Origin of the sequence: Paraburkholderia caribensis (assembly GCF_002902945.1) — a bacterium.
Taxonomy (GTDB): Bacteria; Pseudomonadota; Gammaproteobacteria; order Burkholderiales; family Burkholderiaceae; genus Paraburkholderia; species Paraburkholderia caribensis.
Map to the genome: position 1 here is coordinate 1,917,187 of NZ_CP026101.1, position 22,956 is coordinate 1,940,142.

At 63.2% G+C, this 22,956-nt stretch carries 22 protein-coding genes; 10 read left to right on the forward strand and 12 right to left on the reverse strand.

What is annotated here, in order from left to right; translation table 11 throughout:
- The first annotated feature begins 7 nt into the window (after positions 1-7).
- From C2L66_RS08475 to C2L66_RS08500, 5 genes are all read left to right on the forward strand, one after another.
- Positions 8-904 carry a polysaccharide deacetylase family protein gene (locus C2L66_RS08475; protein WP_060600697.1) on the forward strand — a complete coding sequence of 299 codons (897 nt, stop codon included), beginning with the start codon at positions 8-10 and terminating at the stop codon, positions 902-904.
- 170 nt (positions 905-1,074) lie between these two features.
- Positions 1,075-1,536, forward strand: a complete 462-nt coding sequence (locus tag C2L66_RS08480) for a peroxiredoxin (protein ID WP_007586546.1) — start codon at positions 1,075-1,077, stop codon at positions 1,534-1,536.
- A 353-nt stretch (positions 1,537-1,889) separates the two neighbouring features.
- Positions 1,890-3,707, forward strand: coding sequence for a PhoH family protein (locus C2L66_RS08490; protein WP_054930380.1), 1,818 nt, complete (start codon positions 1,890-1,892; stop codon positions 3,705-3,707).
- A gap of 233 nt (positions 3,708-3,940) precedes the next feature.
- Positions 3,941-5,092 (forward strand): C40 family peptidase, encoded by a 1,152-nt coding sequence (locus tag C2L66_RS08495; RefSeq protein ID WP_060600691.1) that lies wholly within the window; start codon positions 3,941-3,943, stop codon positions 5,090-5,092.
- Between the two features lie 90 nt (positions 5,093-5,182).
- Complete coding sequence (locus C2L66_RS08500) at positions 5,183-5,989, forward strand: SDR family NAD(P)-dependent oxidoreductase (RefSeq protein WP_054930378.1); 807 nt, start codon at positions 5,183-5,185, stop codon at positions 5,987-5,989.
- Between the two features lie 26 nt (positions 5,990-6,015).
- On the opposite strand, the gene C2L66_RS08505 is transcribed toward C2L66_RS08500, so the two are convergent.
- The 9 genes from C2L66_RS08505 to C2L66_RS08545 form a co-directional block, all read right to left on the reverse strand.
- On the reverse strand, positions 6,016-7,026 hold the full coding sequence (locus C2L66_RS08505) for an inorganic phosphate transporter (RefSeq protein WP_054930377.1): 1,011 nt from the start codon (positions 7,024-7,026) through the stop codon (positions 6,016-6,018).
- On the reverse strand, positions 7,026-7,652 hold the full coding sequence (locus tag C2L66_RS08510) for a DUF47 domain-containing protein (protein ID WP_054930376.1): 627 nt from the start codon (positions 7,650-7,652) through the stop codon (positions 7,026-7,028). The genes C2L66_RS08505 and C2L66_RS08510 overlap by 1 nt, the downstream gene beginning before the upstream one ends.
- 148 nt (positions 7,653-7,800) lie before the next feature.
- Positions 7,801-9,189 (reverse strand): replicative DNA helicase, encoded by a 1,389-nt coding sequence (locus C2L66_RS08515; protein WP_054930375.1) that lies wholly within the window; start codon positions 9,187-9,189, stop codon positions 7,801-7,803.
- A gap of 175 nt (positions 9,190-9,364) precedes the next feature.
- Positions 9,365-9,817 carry a 50S ribosomal protein L9 gene (gene rplI / locus C2L66_RS08520; protein WP_054930374.1) on the reverse strand — a complete coding sequence of 151 codons (453 nt, stop codon included), beginning with the start codon at positions 9,815-9,817 and terminating at the stop codon, positions 9,365-9,367.
- Positions 9,818-9,844: 27 nt separating this feature from the next.
- Positions 9,845-10,120: a 30S ribosomal protein S18 gene (gene rpsR / locus C2L66_RS08525; protein ID WP_036004965.1), complete on the reverse strand. Its 276-nt coding sequence runs from the start codon at positions 10,118-10,120 to the stop codon at positions 9,845-9,847.
- Between the two features lie 2 nt (positions 10,121-10,122).
- Complete coding sequence (gene priB, locus C2L66_RS08530; RefSeq protein ID WP_036004962.1) at positions 10,123-10,422, reverse strand: primosomal replication protein N; 300 nt, start codon at positions 10,420-10,422, stop codon at positions 10,123-10,125.
- A gap of 65 nt (positions 10,423-10,487) precedes the next feature.
- Positions 10,488-10,862, reverse strand: a complete 375-nt coding sequence (gene rpsF / locus C2L66_RS08535; protein ID WP_060600688.1) for a 30S ribosomal protein S6 — start codon at positions 10,860-10,862, stop codon at positions 10,488-10,490.
- A 271-nt stretch (positions 10,863-11,133) separates the two neighbouring features.
- Positions 11,134-12,072, reverse strand: coding sequence for an anti-sigma factor family protein (locus tag C2L66_RS08540; protein WP_060600685.1), 939 nt, complete (start codon positions 12,070-12,072; stop codon positions 11,134-11,136).
- Positions 12,062-12,898, reverse strand: a complete 837-nt coding sequence (locus tag C2L66_RS08545) for an RNA polymerase sigma factor (RefSeq protein ID WP_060600682.1) — start codon at positions 12,896-12,898, stop codon at positions 12,062-12,064. Before C2L66_RS08545 ends, C2L66_RS08540 begins: the two co-directional genes overlap by 11 nt.
- Before the next feature lie 154 nt (positions 12,899-13,052).
- On the opposite strand from C2L66_RS08545, the gene C2L66_RS08550 reads away from it, so the two are divergent.
- Complete coding sequence (locus C2L66_RS08550) at positions 13,053-13,946, forward strand: metallophosphoesterase family protein (RefSeq protein ID WP_054930371.1); 894 nt, start codon at positions 13,053-13,055, stop codon at positions 13,944-13,946.
- 13 nt (positions 13,947-13,959) lie between these two features.
- Positions 13,960-14,337, forward strand: coding sequence for a cupredoxin domain-containing protein (locus C2L66_RS08555; protein WP_060600679.1), 378 nt, complete (start codon positions 13,960-13,962; stop codon positions 14,335-14,337).
- Positions 14,338-15,262: 925 nt separating this feature from the next.
- On the opposite strand, the gene C2L66_RS08560 is transcribed toward C2L66_RS08555, so the two are convergent.
- Positions 15,263-16,174 carry a LysR family transcriptional regulator gene (locus tag C2L66_RS08560; protein ID WP_060602650.1) on the reverse strand — a complete coding sequence of 304 codons (912 nt, stop codon included), beginning with the start codon at positions 16,172-16,174 and terminating at the stop codon, positions 15,263-15,265.
- A gap of 181 nt (positions 16,175-16,355) precedes the next feature.
- Here C2L66_RS08560 and gcl point away from each other — a divergent pair, with 181 nt between their 5' ends.
- The 3 genes from gcl to C2L66_RS08575 all read left to right on the forward strand — a co-directional run bounded on the left by gcl (position 16,356) and on the right by C2L66_RS08575 (position 20,015).
- Positions 16,356-18,131 (forward strand): glyoxylate carboligase, encoded by a 1,776-nt coding sequence (gene gcl, locus C2L66_RS08565; protein ID WP_060600677.1) that lies wholly within the window; start codon positions 16,356-16,358, stop codon positions 18,129-18,131.
- Between the two features lie 107 nt (positions 18,132-18,238).
- Entirely contained in the window at positions 18,239-19,039 is an 801-nt protein-coding gene (hyi, locus tag C2L66_RS08570; protein ID WP_054930367.1) for a hydroxypyruvate isomerase, read from the forward strand.
- Positions 19,040-19,106: 67 nt separating this feature from the next.
- Positions 19,107-20,015, forward strand: a complete 909-nt coding sequence (locus C2L66_RS08575) for a 2-hydroxy-3-oxopropionate reductase (protein ID WP_054930366.1) — start codon at positions 19,107-19,109, stop codon at positions 20,013-20,015.
- Positions 20,016-21,091: 1,076 nt separating this feature from the next.
- Here the strand turns inward: C2L66_RS08575 and C2L66_RS08580 are convergent.
- Positions 21,092-21,403 (reverse strand): c-type cytochrome, encoded by a 312-nt coding sequence (locus tag C2L66_RS08580; RefSeq protein ID WP_060600674.1) that lies wholly within the window; start codon positions 21,401-21,403, stop codon positions 21,092-21,094.
- Positions 21,400-22,662, reverse strand: coding sequence for a PQQ-dependent sugar dehydrogenase (locus C2L66_RS08585; protein ID WP_060600671.1), 1,263 nt, complete (start codon positions 22,660-22,662; stop codon positions 21,400-21,402). The genes C2L66_RS08580 and C2L66_RS08585 overlap by 4 nt, the downstream gene beginning before the upstream one ends.
- Positions 22,663-22,956: the final 294 nt, after the last annotated feature.

Below are 22,956 nucleotides of genomic sequence, written 5' to 3' on the forward strand. Positions count from 1 at the left end.
TTCGCGCTTGGCTCTGATCGTCCTGAAGATCGATGTCGATACGCTGCGCGGCACGCGCGAAGGCGTGCCGAATCTCGCGCGTATCTTCGACCGCTACAAGGCGCGCGCCACGTTCCTGTTCAGCCTCGGCCCGGACCACACCGGCTGGGCGATGCGGCGCGTGCTGCGGCCGGGCTTTCTGAAGAAGGTGTCGCGCACGTCGGTGGTCGAGCATTACGGCGTGAAGCAGTTGATGTACGGCGTGCTGCTGCCGGGCCCCGACATCGGCGCGCGCGCGCGTTCCGAAATGCGCGCCATCCACGAAGCCGGCTTCGAATGCGGCATTCATACGTGGGATCACGTGTACTGGCAGGACAACGTGCGTTCGCGTCCGCGCGACTGGACCGTCGCGCAGATGCAGAAGAGCCACGACCGCTTTGCCGAGATTTTCGGCATGCCGCCCGTCACGCACGGCGCGGCCGGCTGGCAGATGAACGGCCACGCGTTCGAGCAGATCGACGCATGGGGCATGCAGTACGCGTCCGATGGACGCGGGCATGCGCCGTACTTCCCGGTGGTCGGCGGCCGCACGCTGTCGCATGTGCAGATGCCGACCACGCTGCCCACGCTCGACGAGGTGCTGGGCATCGACGGCATCGACACGCACAACGTCGCCGCGTGGATGCTGAAGCGCACGGAAAACAATCCGCACGATCAGGTGTTCACGCTGCACGCGGAACTCGAGGGCCAGAAGCTTGCGCCCGTATTCGAACAGCTGCTTGCCGGCTGGCGCGCACAAGGCCACACGTTCGCCACGATGGGCGATTATCACGCCACGCTAGACCGTGACACACTGCCGTCGTACCCTGTGACGTGGGGCGAGATTCCGGGCCGTTCCGGCGAACTGATCGTTCAGCCCGACTAGCCGCACGGCGGCCGGGCATCATTCGACTCATTCGACCCATGTCGAAGCCCTCATTGGCCGAACGCGCGACACGTGCCGAAGCACACCCGGCAGCCCCGAAGAATGCGCTCAGGCGTGCGGCCCGCGCCGCCGCCGACACCGATAACAATCCATAACAACCGGAGGACCTCGTGCCCATCGCAGTCGATCAAGCCGTTCCCGACTTCACCGCCCCGGCTACGGGCGGCGACTTCACGCTGTCCAGCCTGCGCGGCAAGAAAGTCGTCGTGTATTTCTACCCGAAGGACAACACGCCCGGCTGCACGACGGAAGGACTGCAGTTCCGTGACCTGTATCCGAAGTTCAAAAAGGCGGGCGCGGAGATCATCGGCGTGTCGCGCGACAGCGTGCGTTCGCACGATAACTTCAAGGCCAAGCTGGAACTGCCGTTTACCTTGGTATCGGACCCTGACGAAACGCTGTGCACGCTCTTCGGCGTCATGAAATTGAAGAAAATGTATGGCAAAGAAGTACGGGGAATCGAGCGCTCCACATTCGTCATCGATGCGGAAGGCGTGCTGCGCCGCGAATGGCGCGGCGTGAAAGTGCCGGGTCACGTCGACGAGATTCTGGAGGCTGTACAAGCGCTTTGAGGCGCGTTATATTGGGCCGCAATGAGTGCCTGTTCACATACTTTTTTCCGCAGTTGCGCAGCAGATCGCGTCGTCGTCGCCGCTGACAATAAGGCAACGATGCGGTCCGCGAGGCGCAATGCGACGACCGAAGTCGAGCCGCTTGCCCCGTCTGCCGGGGCGGCGGCTTTTTTCATTGCGCGCAGCAGTTTGCGTCGTTCGCAGCGCACTTTCGTCAAGGAGCCGATCGAAAACCAGGCGAACCGGCATTACTAATCCGACACGCGCCACCGGACGCAAATTGCGGGCGCACGACGCACGACAGTTTGCGGCAGGCGGCGAAGAATTGTGACCCGCTTTACTTGAGGGAAACCATGCCTTTGCCTACCCCACCCAGCAAGCTCGGCAATCTGTTGCCGCCTGACGAATACACGGCGAAGCCTGCAAAGCCTGGTCGAAAACAGGCGTATGAAGGGGAGCAAGCCGCATCGGCCGAATATGGCCGCGCCAACGTCGCCGCACCGATGACGCACGCCGCCAACGCGGCCACCACGCTGCGCCCCGTTCACAACGCCGCCGAGCCCGTTGCCGAAGCCACGCCGTCGCGCGGTCGCAAGTCGAAGCAGACGGCCGCGTTGCTGCAGCCGGTCCCCGCCACGCCTGCTGTCGCCCCCGCGACGGCCGCGCCCGTGGTCGCGCGCGGCAAGGGTTCCGCCGAAGCGCAAGCGCCCGCCGCCACAAGCGCGAGGCCGACCCGCACCGGCACGAAGAAAGGCGCAGCCAGGAGCGCGCAGGTCGAGGTTCGCAAGCTGTTCGTGCTCGACACCAACGTGCTGATGCACGATCCGACCTGCCTCTTCCGCTTCGAGGAACACGACGTCTATCTGCCCATGATGACGTTGGAAGAACTCGACAATCACAAGAAGGGGATGTCGGAAGTCGCGCGCAACGCACGTCAGGTGAGCCGCACGCTGGATTCGCTCGTCGCGAATGCTGGTGACATGTCGGAAGGCATTTCGCTCGCCCGGCTGGGCAGCCGCGAAGCGCTGGGACGCCTCTACTTCCAGACGAAGCTCACGCATATCGAGCCCGTCGAAGGCCTGCCGCAAGGCAAGGCGGACAACCAGATTCTCGGCGTCGTGCGCGCGCTGCAGCGTGACCGCGAGGACCGCCAGGTGGTGCTGGTGTCGAAAGACATCAACATGCGCATCAAGGCGCACGCGCTCGGCCTGCCCGCCGAAGACTACTTCAACGACCAGGTTCTCGAAGACAAAGACCTGCTCTACTCGGGCATCCGTCAGCTTCCGCTCGATTTCTGGGCGAAGCACGCGAAGGACATGGAGAGCTGGCAGGACACCAAGACGGGCACCACGTACTACCGCGTGACGGGTCCGCTGTGCGCGTCGATGCTGGTCAACGAGTTCGTCTATCTGGAGCCGCAGAACGGCGAGCCGGCGTTCCACGCGATCGTCCGCGAGCTGAACGGCAAGACAGCGCTCCTGCAGACGCTGCGCGACTACGGGCACCACAAGAACAACGTGTGGGGCATCACGGCGCGCAACCGCGAGCAGAACTTCGCGCTGAACCTGCTGATGAACCCGGAGATCGACTTCGTCACGCTGCTCGGCCAGGCGGGCACGGGCAAGACGCTGGTGGCGCTGGCGGCGGGCCTCGCACAGGTGCTCGATGACAAGCGCTACAACGAGATCATCGTGACGCGCGCGACGGTGCCCGTCGGCGAAGACATCGGCTTTTTGCCGGGTACCGAAGAGGAAAAGATGCAGCCGTGGATGGGTGCATTCGACGACAACCTCGAAGTGCTGCAGAAAACCGACGACGCAGCGGGCGAATGGGGCCGCGCGGCGACCCAGGAGCTGATCCGCTCGCGCCTGAAGATCAAGAGCATGAACTTCATGCGCGGCCGCACGTTCGTCGACAAGTATCTGATCATCGACGAGGCGCAAAACCTCACGCCGAAGCAGATGAAGACGCTCGTCACGCGCGCCGGTCCGGGCACGAAGATCATCTGCCTTGGCAATATTGCGCAGATCGATACGCCGTATCTGACGGAAGGCAGTTCGGGCCTCACGTATGTCGTCGATCGCTTCAAGGGCTGGGCGCACAGCGGGCATGTGACGCTCGCGCGCGGCGAACGCTCGCGGTTGGCCGACTACGCGTCGGACATTCTCTAACGCGCTTTCTTTGCTGTTCAAAAGCCGCTTCCGGTTCTCGCCGGAAGCGGCTTTTTTCTTTGCAGTGCCTGCTTCCGTTCTCATGCGCTGGGCATATCGCCGGCAGCCGAAAACTGACATTTAGCGCGTAAACTTCAAGTAACCCATCAACTTTTCTTGCGAGAGGTCCGCCCGACGGGCTACCATCGGGCATCACCGGCTTCTGGCGGGCGTCCGCGCTCGCCTTCGCTTTCATGCTTCGCCTTGCCCTGTCACTGTTGCTCGTCGCCCTGCTCGCCGCCTGCTCAGGCGCGCCGCAGAAGACCGTGCGCAGTTCGGGCGGGCCGTACGCGTCGTCGGGCGGCGCATACCGCACCGCGCCGCCGGGCTTTCCCCGTTTCGTCGATCACAGCATCGGTCGCGAGGAAATCTCCATTCAGGCGATGAGCCTCGTCGGCGTGCCGTATCGCTGGGGCGGCAATACGCCCGATAGCGGTTTCGATTGCAGCGGACTCGTGCACTACGTCGTGCAGCGCGCGGCTTCCGTCAACCTGCCGCGCACCACGGCCGATATGAGTTCGCGCGGCGATTCCATCGAGCCCGACGAAATCGCGCCGGGCGACCTGATTTTCTTCAACACGACCGGGCGTCCGCATTCGCATGTCGGGATCTATGTCGGCAAGCTGCGTTTCGTCAACGCACCGTCGACGGGCGGCACCGTGCGGCTCGACTACCTGACCAATCCGTACTGGGCGAAGCGCTTCGACGGCATTCGCCGGGTGGCGCCCGCGTTGAACAAACCGACGACGACGCCATTCGATACGCCGAGCTACGAAGCCGCGGCGCCTGTCTCGCCAACGCCCGCCGTCGCGGCGGCGGAAGCCGCGCCTAAACCGTCCGCGCCCGACATCGCCGGCGGCGCGTACGGTTCGTCGCGCGGCGCGTCGGGCGCTTACGCCGCGCAGACGCGCGCTCAACCCGCGCCCGTGGCGAGTCAGGGCATCGTCGCACCCGCCGCCACGGCGGCAGCCTCCGTCGATCAGTTCGAACCGCCGCCGCCCGGCATGAGCGCCGCGCAACTGCAGGCGCGCGCGGCGGGCGCCATGTCGCCCACGCCGGTCGCGTCCCCCGTTGCCGCCACGGCAGCGGACGCCACGTCCTCACGCGTCTACGGCGGCGCGGCGCGGCCCGCTTCCGCGCCCGACGCCATCGACGCCGCCGCCGATGCCTACGAACCGCCGCCTCCCGCCGCCGTAGCGGCGCGCCAGGCCCGCCAGGCGCAGATCTCCGGCGACAGCCGGGAATTGGGCGGCGTGCAGATCATGCGCGCGTCGACGGCTTCGCGCCCTGTTCCCGCGCCGACGCAAACCAATGACGACCCGATCGCCGGATTCGCCAACTACTGATTCGGGCCCTGCCCGTTGAGCGCCGATTCACCCGCGCCGCCGCACCTCTGCTATCTTTTGACGATATTTCCCTAACGGCGGGTGACAACGATGGATCTCGGGCTCAAAGACAAAGTGGTTCTGATAACAGGCGGCAGCAAGGGCATCGGACTCGCGTGCGCGCGGGCGTTCGCCATGGAAGGCGCGAAAGTCGCGATCGTGTCGCGCGATCCCGCCAACCTCGCCCGCGCCCGCGAGCAGCTTGCCAGCGAAGGGCTGCATGTCCACCTGACCCGCGCCGATCTGCACGAGCCGCATAGCGCCGCCGACGTCGTCGAGGAAGCGACGAGCGCCGTCGGCCCGATCGACATCCTGATCAACAGCGCGGGCGCCGCGCGCCGCTATGACCCCGAATCGCTCGACGCGGCAGCCTTCAAGGCGACGATGGAAGCCAAGTACTTCCCGTATATCTATCCGCAGCAGGAAGTGCTCAGGCGCATGGCCGAACGCGTCAAGTCCGGCGCGGCGAAGGAACCGGGCACGATCGTCAACATCATCGGCATGGGCGGCAAGATCGCGAGCGACATCCATATCGCGGGCGGCGCGGCCAACGCGGCGCTCATGCTTGCCACCGTCGGCCTCGCGCACTATTACGCGCGATATGGCATCCGCATCAACGCGATCAATCCGGGCTCGACGTTGACGGAACGTGTCGAAGAAGCATTGCAACTCGAAGCATCGCGCGAAGGAATCGAAGCCGCCGAAGCGCAGGCGCGCGGCGAGGCGCGCGTGCCGCTCGGGCGTTTCGCGAAACCGGAGGAGATAGCGGACGTTGCGCTGTTTCTGGCGAGCCGCCGCGCGAGTTACGTGACGGGCGCGATAGTCCCGATGGATGGAGGCAGCGCGCCGCTGATCTGAACGCGGCGCGCCGTTTTTAAGCCGCTTTACAGGAAGCGGTGGCCGAGCCACCAGCCGGCCGCCGCGAGCGCGGCCGAAGCGGGAATCGTCAGCACCCACGCCCAGACGATATTGCCGGCGACGCCCCAGCGCACGGCGGACAGCTTCTGCGTCGCGCCGACACCGACGATCGCACCCGTGATCGTATGCGTGGTGGATACGGGAATGCCGAGGAACGACGCGATGAACAGCGTGATCGCGCCACCTGCCTCGGCGCAGAAGCCGCCGACGGGTTTGAGCTTGGTGATCTTCTGCCCCATCGTCCGCACGATGCGCCAGCCGCCGAACAGCGTGCCCAGGCCCATCGACAGGTAGCATGCGCCGATCACCCACAGCGGCGGCGCGTCGCCTCCCGCCGACGCGTAGCCCGTCGCGATCAGCAGCATCCAGATGATGCCGATGGTCTTCTGCGCGTCGTTGCCGCCGTGGCCAAGGCTGTACAGCCCCGCCGACACCAGTTGCAGGCGCCGGAAACGCCGGTCTACCTTGCTTGGCGGCGTGCGGAAGTAGATCCACGACACCAGCAGCATGAAGAATGAGCCAAGCACGAAGCCGAGCAGCGGCGACACGATGATGAACGTGACCGTCTTCAGCAGCCCGTCCCAGTTGAGCGCGGCCCAGCCGGATTTCGCGAGCGCCGAGCCCACCAGCCCGCCGATCAGCGCGTGCGACGAACTGGACGGGATGCCGTAGTACCAGGTGACGATGTTCCAGCCGATCGCGCCGACCAGCGCGCCGAACACGACGTAGTGATCGACGATGCCGGGGTCGATCGTGCCCTTGCCGACCGTTTGCGCGACTTTAAGATGGAAGATGAAATACGCGATGACGTTGAACGCGGCGGCAAACGCGACGGCCTGTTGCGGCTTCAGCACGCCCGTCGAGACGACGGTGGCGATGGAGTTCGCCGCGTCGTGGAAGCCGTTCATGAAGTCGAAAACGAGCGCGACGACCACGAGCGTCGCGACCGCCCAGATGGCGAGTTGTATCGAATGCATCAGGCGTTTTCCAGCACGATGCCTTCGATGATGTTCGCCACGTCCTCACACTTGTCGGTGATCGACTCGAGCAGCTCGTAGATCGCCTTCAGCTTGATCAGCGTCTTGACGTCGTCCTCTTCGCGGAACAGCTTCGACATCGCCGAGCGCAGCACGCGGTCCGCGTCCGACTCCAGACGGTCGATGTCTTCGCACGCCTTCAGGATCTCGCGCGCCTGCTTCATGTCCGACAGCATGGCGACGGCAGCCTGCACGCGCTCGCAGGTCTTCGTGCAGATATGCGCGAGCTGGCTCGCTTCCGACGTCACCGCCTGCACGTCGTACAGCGAAATGGCCGTGGCGACGTCCTCCATCAGGTCGAGGATGTCGTCCATCGTGGTGATCAGCTTGTGGATTTCGTCGCGGTCGAGCGGCGTGATGAAAGTCTTGTGCAGCAGATCGATGGTTTCGTGCGTCAGTTTGTCGGCCGCTTTTTCGGCCGTTTGCACGTTTTGCTTGTGGATCTCGGCGTCGCCGAGGTTGTCGATCAACAGTTCGAGTTCGTGGCTCGCGGAGACGATGTGTTTCGCGTGAGCGTTGAAGATTTCAAAGAATTTGCCCTCGGTGGGCATGAATCGACCGAACATTGGGGTCCCAGAAAATGGTCACGGTGAGGCTGTCATAAAACCGCAATATTGTACCGTTCCGGACCATTCCGGGTGTGACGCGGCGCCGTGTTTTGTGCGCGCGCGCAACGGCAGGTGCAACCCGGCACCCCCGTTTGCGCAGAGTGTGCTACTCGCCGCCGTAGAAATTCTGTGCGCCCGCAAAATTGTCGAACTTCGTGAATTGCCCATGGAACGTGAGCCGAACGGGTCCGATCGGACCGTTACGCTGCTTGCCGATGATGATTTCGGCAGTGCCCTTGTCGGGGCTGTCCGGGTTATAGACTTCGTCGCGGTAGATGAACAGGATCACGTCGGCGTCCTGTTCGATTGCACCCGATTCGCGCAGATCGGACATGATCGGCCGCTTGTTCGGGCGCTGTTCGAGACCGCGGTTCAGCTGCGACAGCGCGATCACAGGCACGTCGAGCTCCTTGGCGAGGCCTTTCAGCGAACGCGAGATTTCCGAAATTTCCGTCGCACGATTTTCGCCGGACGATGAGCCGCTCATCAGCTGCAAATAGTCGATGATGATGAGGCCGAGCTTGCCGCACTGGCGCGACAGACGCCGCGCCCGCGAGCGCAGTTCCATCGGGTTCAGACCGCCTGTTTCGTCGATGAAAATCTGCGCTTCGCTCATTTTCTGGACAGCGTGCGTGAGCTTCGGCCAGTCTTCGTCGGTCAGGCGCCCGGTCCGCATGCGGTGCTGGTCGAGCCGGCCGACCGAGCCGAGCATACGCATTGTCAGCTGCGTGCCCGGCATTTCCATCGAAAATACCGCGACGGGCAGACCATATTCGACGGCCACGTATTCGCCGATGTTCATCGAGAACGCCGTCTTGCCCATCGACGGGCGCCCCGCCACGATAATCAGTTCGCCGCCGTGCATGCCCGAGGTCATCCGGTCGAGGTCGACGAAGCCCGTCGGCGTACCCGTCACATCGCTCGGGTTGGCCGTGTGGTACAGCGTATCGATGCGCTCGACGACCTGTGTGAGCAACGGCCCGATTTCGAGGAAACCCTGCGTGCCGCGCGCGCCGTCTTCGGCAATCGAGAACACCTTCGATTCCGCTTCGTCGAGCAGCTGGCGGACTTCCTTGCCCTGCGGATTGAACGCGTCCGCGGAAATTTCATCGGCCACGGACACCAGCCGGCGCAGCACCGCACGATCCCGCACGATTTCCGCATAACGCCGGATGTTCGCCGCGCTCGGCGTGTTCTGCGCGAGCGCGTTCAGATACGCCAGCCCGCCGACCTCTTCGGCCTTGCCGGATGTGGTCAGCGCTTCATAGACGGTCACGACGTCGGCGGGACGCGTCGACGCGATCAGCCTGCCGATGTGCTCGAAAATCAGGCGGTGGTCGTAGCGGTAGAAATCGCTTTGCGAGAGGAAGTCGGCAATGCGGTCCCATGCGGCGTTGTCGAGCAGCAGACCGCCCAGCACCGATTGCTCGGCCTCGATGGAATGGGGCGGGACTTTCAGCGACTCGATTTGAGGATCTTTCGACGGTGCGTTCATGGGGTGGAATTATCAGGCAAAGTGAGACGGCGGGATAGCATCCTGAAAATCGAACCGCCGCAGCGCGCGGCAAAGCCGTTGCGGCCAATAAAAAAGGCAGAGGCCGGTTTCCCGGCCCCTGCCCTTTACGTCATTGACGCCAGCAACTGCCTGGCGATCTGACTTTCTGTCTGGCTTAGACGTGCTCGCCCAGCACCGACACGGTGACGTCAACCGTGACGTCCGTGTGCAGCGAGACGTGAACCGGATGGTCGCCGACGATCTTCAGCGGGCCTTCCGGCAGACGCACTTGCGCCTTTTCAACTGCGAAGCCTTGCTTGCCCAGTGCTTCGGCGATGTCGGCGTTCGTCACCGAGCCGAACAGACGGCCGTCGACGCCAGCCTTCTGCGCGATCTGAACCGTCAGGCCCGACAGCTTTTCGCCTTGTGCCTGAGCAGCCGACAGCTTTTCTGCTGCGACTTTTTCCAGTTCTGCGCGGCGAACTTCGAATTCAGCGATGGCTTCCTTCGTGGCGCGGCGTGCCTTTTTGTTCGGGATCAGGAAGTTACGTGCATAGCCGTCCTTGACCTTGACGATGTCGCCCAGGTTGCCGACGTTCACAACTTTTTCGAGAAGAATGATTTGCATTCGGATGCTCCTTGTGACGTCGTCCGGTTAGGCCTTGTGCTGATCGGTGTACGGCATCAGCGCGAGGAAACGTGCGCGCTTGATCGCCGTGTCGAGCTGGCGCTGATAGTGGGCCTTGGTACCCGTCAGACGTGCCGGCGTGATCTTGCCGTTTTCGCCGATGAAGTCCTTCAGCGTATCGATGTCCTTGTAGTCGATCTGATCGACGTTTGCAGCCGTGAAACGGCAGAACTTCTTGCGCTTGAAGAGCGGGTTTTGTTGCTGACGACGCTTGTCGAATTTCTTACCAGTCGGGCGGGGCATGTTCAGTCCTTTCCAATGTCCTGCAATTCTGTGATGTGAAACACCAGAGTTCGCGCGTTGCGGCTTTTCTTCGCCAGGAAGCCGGTGAAGAGCGTTTCGACGCCCATTTCAACCCGCTCCAGCTTGCCGCTCGCCTCACCGGCCGCGACCGCCTGCATGATCAGTTCGACGGTTCGGGCAATGCCCGCTTCGACGACCTGCGTGCGGTGTTGCAACGTACAGCCTGCAATCGGAACGCCGGCGGGGGTGTACCGCACTATTTCGCGTTCGACGACGCTCGCCGTGAGTTGCAGCCGGTTCATCGCTTCCTTTTACGGACGCTGAGTGAGAGCGCGCCGCGTGACTCTGATGGCTTAAGGGTTCTGCTTTAAGCCTGCGCTTCCGTCGGCTGCGATGCAGCCGCCTTCTTGGCTTCTTCGCGCTGCACTTCCTTCATCATCGGCGACGGGCCGGTTTCGGCCTTCTTCATCTTGACGATGAGGTGACGCAGAACGGCGTCGTTGAACTTGAACGCGTGTTCCAGTTCGTCGAGCGTGGTCTGGTCGCATTCGATGTTCATGCAGACGTAGTGAGCCTTCGCGAGTTTCTCGATCATGTAGGCCAGTTGGCGACGGCCCCAGTCTTCGATGCGGTGGATCTGGCCACCGTGCGACGTGATCGTCGACCTGTAACGCTCGATCATGGCGGGCACTTGCTCGCTCTGATCGGGGTGCACGATGAATACGATTTCGTAATGACGCATGTTCACTCCTTGTGCTGACTTATGGATAGAAGCCACCCGGGCGTCGAACCGGTGTGGCAAGTGAGAAGCCGAAGAATATAACCTGAATCGGCGCTGTTTGCAAGATAATGCAAGCGCCATTTGCGAGATTCGGGCGTGTTTTCAATGATTTAGGGTGGCTGGCGGCACAAAAACACGCCGCCAGCCGCCTTTCGAATGCCCTCGTGCGCCCTGAGTTGCCCTCAGCCGCCCCCAGCCGCCCTCAGTCGCCCTCAGTCGCCCCCAGCCGGCCTCAACTGCCGGAATAAGGCGCTCCCGGCTCCGCGCCGTGCAGCCGGGCCGTCAGCGCGGCCTGCAACGCCGTCAGCGACTCGGGCGCGGCGTCCGTCACGGCCCACCACATCATGCCGTCGTCGCGCCAGCGCGCCACCGCATAACCGTCCTGCACGATCGCCGCGCCCGGCTTGCCGGCCGCGCGGTCGTCCTCGGGGATCACGTAGACGTCGATCACGTGCTTGGCATGCCGGTACGTCAGCACGGCCACCCGCCGATGTCCCACGTAGTCCAGCCGTCCGCCTGCGAGCGGAAAACCGCTTGCGCTGAGATCCTCGACGGGCGGCGCGTAATCGAGCTTGCCGTTGAACCACGGCTTGACCGTATGCTGATCCGTCGACACCACGTCGATATCGTGCCCCGAAAGCTGCGCGCGCACGTGGCTCGCCACCAGTTCGTCGACGAGCGGCATCGGTTCGCCCGTTCGGTGCAGCGTCACCGCGATGCCCGCGGCGACGAGCGCACAGAACGCGAGCGCGAGACCGCCGCGCCACGCCGCGCCCGTGTGCCAGCCGCCGCTCATCGTGCCGCCCGCGCCCTCGCCCGCCAGCGGGCCGAAGCCGCCACCTTTCGGAAGCTGGGGCAGCCGCACCCAGTCGAACCAGCCTTTGCGCTGCCTCGCACGCGGCTCGGGCCGCAGGTCGCTGTCGCGCGCCGCCCCTTGCGGCGTGGCAAGCCCGGTCGGCGGCAGCGCCGCCATGATCTTCGCGCGCAGTTCATCCGGCGCGCGATAGTAGTTGGCCGAGCGCACCGCGCCCTTCATTGCCCGTACCATCTCGCTTTCCCTCCGGCATGCCTCGCAGCTTTCGATATGCCGCTGCACGTCGCGTGATTGCGGCGGCGTGAGTTCGTGGTCCGCATTCGCATCGAGAAGCGGCCGTGCTTCGTTACAGTCCATCTGGCGCCTCCTGTGCGAGTCCGCCCGGCAACGCGCCGGGAGCGCGCGGCATCCAGCCGCTTTCGGTTTTACGTGGCGTATCGGGCGCGACGCCGGGCGGCGCCCCGCTGCCGGCGTGCGCCAAACGGGACGGCCCCTCGGTTCTGGCCGATGCGCGCATGGCTGGCCGCGCGCCCGGCACATCGTCCGCCCCGTCCGGCGGGCGCTGCGCGGCGCTCCCATCGCGCGCGCCGCCTTTCGGCCGCGGGCTGCCCTTCGATTGCAACGACGTCAACGCCGTCGCGAGCTTGCGCCGCCCTCGCGAGAGCCGCGACATCACGGTGCCGACGGGCAGATCCGCAATCGTGGCGATCTCGCGGTAGCTCAACTCTTCCAGTTCCCGCAGGATCAGCACCTCGCGGTATTCGACAGGCAGCATTTCCAGCGCCTCGTGCACGAGCCGCGTGTTTTCATCGCGGATCAGCAGCGCTTCCGGGTCGGGCGAGTTCGCGCTCCAGCCCTCGAACGTCTCATCGTCGAGGTTCTCGTCGAACTCGATCGCCGCGTTGACGCCGCCCGAGCGCCTGCGCCATTCCGTGTACCACGTGCGCCGCACGATCGCGAGCAGCCAGGGCCGCGCGGTCTCGCCGTGGAACGTGTCGAAGAAACGGTAAGCGCGCATGAACGCTTCCTGCACGACGTCGTCGGCGTCGTGTCCGTTGCCGCACAGCCAGCGCGCAAGGTTGTACGCGGCATCCAGATGCGGCAGCGCCATCTGCTGAAAGCGCAGACTGCGCGCGGCCTCGGCGCGCGCGTCGCCCCCAGCATGTTTTCCGGTCTCATTCACCGATCGCCTCCAGGCTTGCCCAGACTTCACGGCTGCAAAACCCGTCTCGCGTCCAGTTTATTCCCGGTTTTCGCACCTGCCGTGAAAATAAAGCGGGAATAGAAAGCATGGCCTCGCGGTACAGCAAATGAGTCACTCACTCGCGAGGCGAACCATGCACAGCAATCTGAAATGTCTGAAACGGCGCGATTTTCTGCGCCTTGCGGCCGTCGGCGGCGCGGCATTTGCATCCGCGTTGCCCGGCTTCACGTATGGACGCGACGACGATTTCTACTTCGTCCAGTTGTCGGACGCGCATTGGGGCTTTGAAGGCCCCGGCGTGAATCCCGATTCGAAAGGCACGCTGCCGAAGGCGATTGCAGCCGTCAACGCGCTGCCGTCGCCGCCCGATTTCGTGATCTTCACGGGCGACCTGACGCACACCACCGACGACAGCGCGCTGCGCCACGAACGCATGCGCCAGTTCCAGCAGATCATCGCGCAACTGAAGGTGAAGCCGTTGTATCTGATGCCGGGCGAGCACGACGCGAGCCTCGATGCTGGCGCGGCGTACAAGGAGCACTTCGGGCAGACGCACTACACGTTCGATCACAAGGGCGTGCACTTCATCACGATCGACAACGTATCGGACCCGGCGGGCCGCGTCGGCGAGCAGCAGATCGCGTGGCTCGCAGCCGATATCGACAAGCAGCCGCAAGACGCGCGCATTGTCGTCTTCACGCACCGGCCGCTGTTCGATCTCGCGCCGCAATGGGACTGGGCGACGCGGGACGGCGCGCAGGTGATCGACGTGTTGAGCCGGCGCAAGAACGTGACCGTGTTCTATGGCCACATCCATCAGGAGCATCACATGGTGACGGGCAACATTGCGCATCACGCGGCGCGTTCGCTGATGTTTCCGCTGCCGGCCGCGATGTCGCAGCCCAAGAAGCTGCCGGTACCGTGGGACGCGTCCGCGCCGTATCGCGGGCTGGGCTGGCGGCAGGTGCAGGTCGCGAGGCCATCGGGTGCGCTTGCGCTCGATGAAATGCCGATCAGGACGTCATAACGGGGAGACCGCCATGCAGACTTTTGCAGTCGACAGCAAGCGCCGCCGGCTGTTTACGCTGGTCGCGATGGGCGCGGTGCTGACCGCCGCGGGACATTTCGACGTGCGCGCCGCCGAGCCGCGCGTCATCAAGGTCAGTGCGCGCAAGTTCGTGTTCACGCCGAATCAGATCAAGCTCGCGCCGCATGAGAATGTTGTGTTTGAGCTGACCGCGGTGGATACCGTTATGGGGTTCGCTATTCCGCAGTACAACGTGCGGGTTGATGTGCCGCCTGGGGCTGTGGTGCGCCTGCCGGCGCAGGCCGGTCCCGCTGGGACTGTCGATTTTTTGTGCGACATCTTTTGCGGGTCGGGGCATGAGACGATGAATGGGACGATTGTGGTTGGGTAGGGGTTCGGTTTATTTGTTTTTCGTTTGGGGCTTGCGGCTATCTGCGATGCGCTTTGCCTTCGCTAAGGTCGCGTGCGCGCTTAAGTGTTACGCCTTTTGCGGCGCGGGCGACGGTGTTCGGGCTTTTTGCTCTTGCGATGGCTGCTTTGTTTTGTCGTACCGACGTTTCGGTATGCTCGCTTTTGCGCTGGCATCCGCGTTACGTTAGCGTGCTTCACACGTCGCCCCTGTGCGGGGCGGCACCTACTTTTCTTTGCCGCCGCAAAGAAAAGTAGGCAAAAGAAAGCGGCTCACACCGCCAGCGCTAATACTTGCCTGAGGGCCCCCAAAGGTTCTTACGCTTCACACGGCAATCACATCATTCCTGCTCGTTGCCAGCGCTCTTGCTGAGCGCCTCACCCGCTTCACGCACCCGCGTTTCAGCATGCCGCGCCAGACAGTTCGCCGCCGCCCAGGTGGCAAACTGTGTGTCGGCCCTCGGTGCTCCACACGCTTCACTCCAGACCGATTGCGCACGCGCCCCACCCGGTAAGAGCGCCAAGCTATACGACGCGACAACCTACACACAGTTTGCCACCTGGGCGGCATATACCATTCGTTGCCGCTTGCCCGGCTACGGGAATTCGAAGTGGGTGAGGCGCCTGTTCAAAGCGTTGGCAACGGGCACCAGCCAGGGCGTTGCCGAGTGAAGCGTGGGGACGTTGGGGGCCCGTGGGCAAACGTCAAGAATTGGCGGTGTGAGCCGCTTTCTTTTGCCTACTTTTCTTTGCGGCGGCAAAGAAAAGTAGGTGCCGCCCCGCACAGGGGCGACGCGTGAAGCTAGATAACGCATCGCGGATGCCAGCGAAAAGGCCAAGGCAAAGCGCAAAGCCCCCCCGAATAACAGCAAACCCACGCCCCCAACCGAAAGGCAAAAAACCCTACCTCACCCCGCATTCACCCAGTAATCAGGCCGCGCATAAACCTCTTTAAGATAATCAATGAAATACCTCACTTTAGCGGGCACATACCGCTGCTGCGGATAAACCGCAAGAATGTCGTAATCAGGCAGCGCATATTCATCGAGCACGGTCTCGAGCTCGCCCCTCGCGAGTTGCTGATCGATCTCCCACGTCGAGCGCCAGCCAAGCCCGAGCCCTTCCGAAACCCACCGATGCAGCAGCTCGCCATCATTGCAATCCAGCGTCCCACCGACCCGCACCGTCGTCAGCTTGCCATTGCGCCGGAAATACCAGCCGCGGTTCTGCCCGCCTTGCAGATTGAACGCGAGGCAATTGTGCGCCGGCAAATCCTCGAGCGTCTTCGGCTTGCCATGCTGACGAAAATACTCAGGCGTCCCGCACACGACCCGCCGGTTCGTCGCCAGCTTGACGGCCACAAAGTTCGGATCGACCGCGCCACCAATACGGATCGACAGATCGTAGCCCTCACGCACCAGATCGACGACGCGGTCGGTCAGATTGAACGAAACCTGTAATTCAGGCTTGTCCTTCAGAAATTCAGGCGCGAGCGGCGCAACATGCTTACGCCCGAACGCGGCAGGCGCCGATACGATCAGATGCCCATTGACCGAGCGCCGCCCCGCCATCAGCTCGTTTTCCGCCTGGTCCCACTCGCTGAGCAACCCGCGGCAGCGCTCGAGAAACGCCGCGCCCTCTTCGCTGACCACCAGCCGGCGCGTCGACCGGTACATCAGTTTGACGCCCAGGCGCTTTTCGAGCGCGTCGATCCGCCGCCCAAGAATCACGGGCGACACGCCCTCTTCCAGCGCCGCCGAAGCAAGACTGCCCGCGTCGGCAACGCGCACGAACGTCTCAATCTGTTTGAAGCGGTCCATCTTCGTCTCCACAAGCCCGTGGCGCGGGCGTCTCCCGTCTGCGCACGCGGTCACGCGCGCCCGTCCCATTCCATACTTTTTGTTTTGGAATAAGCGACCGTGAATGATCTTATCAAACCTTAGATGCAGTCTTAAAGTGTGCCTAACACCCATCCGCTTTACAGACTTCCAGGAGACATTCATGGCCAAGATGAGAGCCGTCGACGCAGCGGTGCTCGTGCTCGAAAAAGAAGGCATCGACACGGCTTTCGGCGTTCCCGGCGCCGCCATCAACCCGTTCTACTCGGCCATGCGCAAGGCAGGCAACATCAGTCACGTGCTGGCGCGCCACGTTGAAGGCGCATCGCACATGGCCGAAGGCTATACGCGTGCAGCGCCCGGCAATATCGGCGTGTGCATCGGCACGTCGGGCCCCGCCGGCACCGACATGATCACGGGCCTCTACTCCGCCTCCGCCGACTCCATTCCGATTCTCGCGATCACCGGCCAGGCGCCGCGCGCGCGTCTGTACAAGGAAGACTTCCAGGCCGTCGATATCGAATCGATCGCCAAGCCCGTCACGAAGTGGGCCGTCACGGTGCGCGAACCGGCTCTCGTGCCGCGCGTGTTCCAGCAGGCGTTCCACCTGATGCGCTCGGGCCGTCCCGGCCCCGTGCTGGTCGACCTGCCCATCGACGTGCAACTCGCCGAAATCGAGTTCGACATCGACACCTACGAGCCGCTGCCCATCTACAAGCCCGCTGCAACGCGCAAGCAGATCGAAGCCGCGCTCACGCTGCTCAACGACTCCGGGAAGCCGTTGATCGTCTCGGGCGGCGGGGTGCTGAACGCCGCCGCTGAAGACCTGCTCGTGCAGTTCGCCGAAACGGTCGGCGTGCCCGTGATCCCGACGTTGATGTCGTGGGGCGCGATTCCCGACGATCACCCGCTGATGGCAGGCATGGTTGGCCTGCAAACGTCGCATCGCTACGGCAACGCGACGATGCTCGCCTCCGACTTCGTGCTCGGCATCGGCAACCGTTGGGCGAACCGTCACACGGGCAGCGTCGAGGTCTATACGAAGGGCCGCAAGTTCGTGCACGTCGATATCGAACCGACGCAGATCGGCCGCGTGTTCGGCCCGGATCTCGGCATCGTGTCCGACGCGAAGATCGCGCTCGAACTGTTCGTCGAAGTCGCGAAGGAATGGAAGGCAGCGGGCAAGCTGAAAGACCGCAGCGCATGGGTCGAGGAATGCCAGACACGCAAGCGCACGCTGCAACGCAAGACGCACTTCGAGAACGTGCCGATCAAGCCGCAGCGCGTGTACGAAGAGATGAACAAGGTGTTCGGCCGCGATACGTGCTATGTGAGCACGATCGGTCTGTCGCAGATCGCCGCCGCGCAGTTCCTGCATGTGTTCAAGGCGCGCAACTGGATCAACTGCGGCCAGGCCGGCCCGCTCGGCTGGACGATTCCGGCAGCGCTGGGCGTGCGTGCCGCCGATCCGCAGCGCCCCATCGTCGCGCTGTCGGGCGACTACGATTTCCAGTTCATGATCGAAGAACTGGCCGTGGGCGCGCAGTTCAAGCTGCCGTACGTGCATGTGGTCGTGAACAACTCGTATCTGGGCCTGATCCGCCAGGCGCAGCGCGCGTTCGACATGGACTTCTGCGTGCAGCTCGCATTCGACAACATCAACGCGCCGGAACTCGAAGGCTATGGCGTCGATCACGTCGCGGTGGCGGAAGGCCTCGGCTGCAAGGCGATCCGCGTGTTCAAGCCGGAAGAGATCAAGCCCGCGCTCGAAAAAGCGCAGTCGATGCTCTCTGAGTACAACGTGCCCGTGATCGTCGAAGTGATTCTCGAGCGTGTGACGAACATTTCGATGGGCGCCGAGATCGACGCGATCAACGAGTTCGAAGAACTCGCGGTAAGCCGCGCCGATGCACCGAGCGCCGTCAGCCTGCTCGACTGATCGCGACTGAGTGTTTTACCCGCCTCATCCGGGCGGACGCGTTTCCAGCGAAACGCATCCGCCCGCGCCGTGCTGTTCAATTTGACCGACCAGAGAGAAAAAGCAACATGCCGAAATTTGCCGCGAATCTCACGATGCTGTTCAACGAAGTCCCGTTCCTCGACCGCTTCGCAGCGGCCGCCGACGCGGGCTTCGACGCTGTCGAGTTTCTTTTCCCGTATCCGTATCAGATCGCTGAATTGTCCGAGCGGCTCACGCAGAACAAGCTGAAGCTCGTGCTGCACAACCTGCCCGCCGGCAACTGGGAAGCGGGCGAACGCGGGATCGCTTCGCTGCCGGATCGCGTCGGCGAGTTTCAGGAAGGCGTGGGCCGCGCGATCGAATACGCGAAGGCGTTGAAGGTGCCGCAACTGAACTGCCTCGTCGGCATTCCGAAGGGTGTCGATGCCGACAAGGCGCGCGCGACGATCGTCGATAACCTGCGCTTTGCTGCCGCCGCGTTGAAGAACGAAGGCATCCGGCTGCTCGTCGAGCCGTGCAACTCGTACGACATTCCGGGCTTCGCATTGAACCGCTCGTCGGAAGGACTCGATGTGATTCAGGCCGTCGGCTCCGACAATCTGTTCCTGCAATACGACATCTATCACATGCAACGGATGGAAGGCGAGCTCGCCGCGACGATCAAGAAGCACTTGGCGCAGATCGCTCACATCCAGCTCGCCGACAACCCGGGCCGCAACGAGCCGGGCACGGGCGAGATCAACTATCCGTTCCTGTTCGATCTGCTCGATTCGCTGGGTTATCAGGGCTACGTCGGCTGCGAGTACAAGCCGCGCACGACGACGGCGGAAGGCCTCGGCTGGCTGGAGAGCGTCGCGGGCGTGAAGCGCGCCCATGCCTCCGCCTGATATCGCCGCCTGACTGCAACGACACACACGAGCACATTTCGAACCTCATTTACTGGAGACACATTCAATGGCAAAGATCGGTTTCATCGGCCTCGGCATCATGGGCGCGCACATGGCGCGCAATCTCATCAAGGGCGGCCATACGCTGTTCGTCAATGGCGCGTACCCGGTGCCGGACGATCTCGCCAAAACGGCCACGTCGGTTGCTGATTCGACGGCTGTTGCGCAGGCGGCCGATATCGTCGTGATCATGGTCCCCGACACGCCCGACGTGGCCAACGTGCTGTTCGCCGATGACGGCGTGGCGAAGGGCCTGACGAAGGGCAAGCTCGTGATCGACATGAGCTCGATCTCGCCGCTCGACACGCAGGCGTTTGCGAAGAAGATCAATGAACTGGGTTGCGACTATCTCGACGCGCCGGTCTCGGGCGGCGAAATCGGCGCACGTGATGCGACGCTGACGATCATGGTCGGCGGGCCGCAAAAGTCGTTCGATCTGGCCAAGCCGCTGTTCGACCTGATGGGCAAGAACATCTCGCTGATCGGCGACAACGGCGCGGGACAGACCTGCAAGGTGGCGAACCAGATCATCGTAGCGCTGAACATCGAAGCCGTCGCGGAAGCGCTGTTGTTCGCGGCCCGTTCGGGCGCCGATCCAGAGCGCGTGCGCAAGGCGTTGATGGGCGGCTTCGCGTCGTCGCGCATTCTTGAAGTGCATGGCGAGCGCATGACGAAGCGCACGTTCAACCCTGGCTTCCGGATCGAGCTGCACCAGAAGGACCTGAACCTCGCGCTCGATGGCGCGCGCAAGCTTGGCATTGCGTTGCCGCATACGGCGAGTGCCCAGCAACTGTTCAGTGTGTGCGCGGCGAACGGCGGCAAGGCATGGGATCACTCGGCGATGGTTCGCGCGCTCGAAATCATGGCGAATTTTGAGGTCGCGCAGGCACCTGCTGCTGATCAGAAAGCGGCTTGAGCGAGCCTGTGACGCTTTTCTGATGCAACGACGGCTGCCGTGTACCTGATCACGGCGGCATACAAGTGGGGCGCCTGGTCCGGCGCGCGGCACGCATCGGATCGGGCAAATCATGTCGCTCTGGGCTGAGAGCGGCAAGTGGGGTCCGCAGCGGCACCCGGCGATGACGGGGAAGCCTTGGTCGGTCAGACGTCATCGTCGGGTGTCCTGCTGTGGTTTGGTTTTTGGTTTTTTTGTCTGCGACGCTGTGGGGCCTATGCGGTGGGTGCTGTGTGGGCGCCTTTGCGGCGCGGGCGGTTTTGGGTTTGGTTTGGTTTGGTTTGGTTTTCGCTGGCATCCGCGATTCGTTAGCGCGCTTCAAGCGTTGCCCCTGTGCGGGGCGGCACCTACTTTTCTTTGCCGCCGCAAAGAAAAGTAGGCAAAAGAAAGCGGCTCACACCGCCAGCCCATGTTCTTGCCTGAGGGCCCCCAAAGGTTCTTACGCTTCACACGGCAATCACGTGACACACGTTCGTTGCCAACGCTCTGAATGAGCGCCTCACCCACTTCAAGCACCCGCGTTTCGGCATGCCGCGCCAGCCAGTCCACCGCCGCCCAGGTGGCAAACTGTGTGTCGGCCCTCGGTGCTCCACACGCTTCACTCCAGACCGATTGCGCACGCGCCCCACCCGGTAAGAGCGCCAGGCTATACGACGCGACAACCTACACACAGTTTGCCACCTGGGCGGCATATGCCATTCGCTGCCGCTTGACCGGGTACGGATATTTGAAGCGGGTGAGGCGCTTATTCGGCGCGCTGGCAACGGGCACTACCCAGGGCACGGGCGTGTGAAGTGTGGGGACGTTGGGGGCCCGTGGACAAAGGTCAAGGGCTGGCGGTGTGAGCCGCTTTCTTTTGCCTACTTTTCTTTGCGGCGGCAAAGAAAAGTAGGTGCCGCCCCGCACAGGGGCGACGCGTGAAGCAAGCTAACGCATCGCGGATGCCAGCGAAAACCAAACCCAAAACCGCCCGCGCCGCAAAGGCGCCCACACAGCACCACCGCATAGGCCCCACAGCGTCGCAGACAAAAAAAACCTCACCGAAGGCTATGATAAAACGCCGCCAGATTAGCGATATCATCATCCGACAGCGGCTTCGCGACCAGCGACATCATGTCATTCTGCCTCGCGCCCGACTTGAAGTCCTTCAGCGCCTTGATCAGATAGTCCTCATTCTGCCCGGCCAGATTTGGCGCTTCAGGAATCTTGGCGATGCCATCCATCCCATGACACGCCTGGCACTGCACAGCCTTGGCGCGCCCCTTCGCGATATCGGCTGCATTCGCTGCACAGGCGAACCCTGAAACAGCGAGCGCAACCGCCAGCGGTAGCAAAAAAGAACGCTTCATTTCGCGTACGAAATCCGGTAAATCGCGCCAGCGTAATCATCGGATACGAGCAACGACCCATCCTGCAACTGCTGCACATCGGCGGGACGTCCCATGTACTCACCATTCGGCGTCAACCAACCTTCCGCGAAAACTTCGGTCTCCCCGACCGAGCCGTCATCCTTGACAGCCGTGAACATGATGCGCGCACCAACCGGCTTCGTGCGATTCCACGAACCATGCTCCGCATCGAAGATGCCGCCCCGATACTTCTCCGGAAACATCTTGCCCGTATAGAACGACATGCCGAGATCCGCCGCGTGCGCCGCGTATTCGACCACCGGGAACACCACGCCCGCAGGCGGCGTCTGGTCCTTGTATTCCTCCGTGCGCACATGCCCGCCGCCATACCATGGGAATCCGTAGTTCGCGCCCGCCTTCGTCGCGTGATTCAGTTCGCCAGGCGGGATGTCGTCGCCCATGCCGTCCACCTGGTTGTCGGTGAACCACAACGACTTGTCCTTCGGATTGAAATCGAGGCCCACCGAATTACGCACCCCATGGGCATACACTTCGCGATTCTTGCCGTTCTGATCAAGGCGGATGATGCCCGCGAGTCCATTCCTGTCGAGCTCGGCGAGCTTGTCCTTGGGCGGCACGTTCCACGGCTGGCCGAGCGCGATGTACAGCTTCTTGTCAGGCCCGACGCGGCAATAGCGCGCCCCATGGTTGAAGCTCTCGAACTGCGGCGGAATCAGCTTGCCCTGCGGCACGACGACAGCGGCGGCCACGTCCGGACCGCCCTCGCCGAAGAACTGCGCGGCAGGGAACGCCAGCACGCGGTTCTGCTCGACGATGTACAGCACGCCATCCGGCGAGAAACACACCGCGTTCGGCACCTTGAACGTAACCGAACTCGCGAACTGGACCACGTCGTCAGCAACGCGCCGCTTGGTCCGGTCCGTCACCTGCCACACGCGATCCTTGCGCGTGCCGACGAACACCACGCCCGTCGACGGCTCGATCGTCATCGCGCGCGCCTCGGGCACGACGGCATACAGTTCGATCTTGAAGCCGGGCGGCAGCTTGATCGCCTTCAGGTTCTCGCGCAGCGCGTCGGCGCGCGAACCCGTCTGCGGCACCGTTTCGGCTGGTTTCGTGTTGCCCGTGGTCTTGAAGTTCGACAACGTCTCCACGTTGTCCTGTGCGGCGTAAGCAGCGGGCAGGATCGCGAAGGCTGCGCCGACGGCGAGCGGCAAAAGCTTCAGGGATGCGTTCATCGGACTGTCTCCTGTCATTCTGATGCGGTTCGTTGAACCTGCAACGACGGGTACTCGAAAGACATGAACGGAATTGGTGCAACGTGGGACGGCATCGCAAGCCGTTGCAAGTGCAACGGAACCCGTTTGCCATGCCGTCTGAAGCTGTGCGCCGGGCTACTGACTGTTATAGACGATCTTCAGGCAAACGTCTGAACGAATGCCTGCCGCGCGGCATTCGCGAAGCAGGCTTTCAGGCGAGGGAATGTGAGCGCGCGACGCGTGATATCCGCAAGGAACGATCGCGTCGTCTTG

What these genes read in the sequence shown, in the direction of transcription:
- C2L66_RS08505 (WP_054930377.1), bottom strand. Translation starts at nt 7,026, where the DNA reads ATGCATTCGATACAACTCGCCATCTGGGCGGTCGCGACGCTCGTGGTC.
- gcl (WP_060600677.1), top strand. Translation starts at nt 16,356, where the DNA reads ATGGCCAAGATGAGAGCCGTCGACGCAGCGGTGCTCGTGCTCGAAAAA.
- C2L66_RS08580 (WP_060600674.1), bottom strand. Translation starts at nt 21,403, where the DNA reads ATGAAGCGTTCTTTTTTGCTACCGCTGGCGGTTGCGCTCGCTGTTTCA.
- C2L66_RS08490 (WP_054930380.1), top strand. Translation starts at nt 1,890, where the DNA reads ATGCCTTTGCCTACCCCACCCAGCAAGCTCGGCAATCTGTTGCCGCCT.
- C2L66_RS08560 (WP_060602650.1), bottom strand. Translation starts at nt 16,174, where the DNA reads ATGGACCGCTTCAAACAGATTGAGACGTTCGTGCGCGTTGCCGACGCG.
- hyi (WP_054930367.1), top strand. Translation starts at nt 18,239, where the DNA reads ATGCCGAAATTTGCCGCGAATCTCACGATGCTGTTCAACGAAGTCCCG.
- rpsF (WP_060600688.1), bottom strand. Translation starts at nt 10,862, where the DNA reads ATGCGTCATTACGAAATCGTATTCATCGTGCACCCCGATCAGAGCGAG.
- C2L66_RS08515 (WP_054930375.1), bottom strand. Translation starts at nt 9,189, where the DNA reads ATGAACGCACCGTCGAAAGATCCTCAAATCGAGTCGCTGAAAGTCCCG.
- C2L66_RS08500 (WP_054930378.1), top strand. Translation starts at nt 5,183, where the DNA reads ATGGATCTCGGGCTCAAAGACAAAGTGGTTCTGATAACAGGCGGCAGC.
- priB (WP_036004962.1), bottom strand. Translation starts at nt 10,422, where the DNA reads ATGAACCGGCTGCAACTCACGGCGAGCGTCGTCGAACGCGAAATAGTG.
- C2L66_RS08550 (WP_054930371.1), top strand. Translation starts at nt 13,053, where the DNA reads ATGCACAGCAATCTGAAATGTCTGAAACGGCGCGATTTTCTGCGCCTT.
- C2L66_RS08555 (WP_060600679.1), top strand. Translation starts at nt 13,960, where the DNA reads ATGCAGACTTTTGCAGTCGACAGCAAGCGCCGCCGGCTGTTTACGCTG.
- rpsR (WP_036004965.1), bottom strand. Translation starts at nt 10,120, where the DNA reads ATGCCCCGCCCGACTGGTAAGAAATTCGACAAGCGTCGTCAGCAACAA.
- C2L66_RS08575 (WP_054930366.1), top strand. Translation starts at nt 19,107, where the DNA reads ATGGCAAAGATCGGTTTCATCGGCCTCGGCATCATGGGCGCGCACATG.
- C2L66_RS08585 (WP_060600671.1), bottom strand. Translation starts at nt 22,662, where the DNA reads ATGAACGCATCCCTGAAGCTTTTGCCGCTCGCCGTCGGCGCAGCCTTC.
- C2L66_RS08495 (WP_060600691.1), top strand. Translation starts at nt 3,941, where the DNA reads ATGCTTCGCCTTGCCCTGTCACTGTTGCTCGTCGCCCTGCTCGCCGCC.
- C2L66_RS08540 (WP_060600685.1), bottom strand. Translation starts at nt 12,072, where the DNA reads ATGGACTGTAACGAAGCACGGCCGCTTCTCGATGCGAATGCGGACCAC.
- rplI (WP_054930374.1), bottom strand. Translation starts at nt 9,817, where the DNA reads ATGCAAATCATTCTTCTCGAAAAAGTTGTGAACGTCGGCAACCTGGGC.
- C2L66_RS08510 (WP_054930376.1), bottom strand. Translation starts at nt 7,652, where the DNA reads ATGTTCGGTCGATTCATGCCCACCGAGGGCAAATTCTTTGAAATCTTC.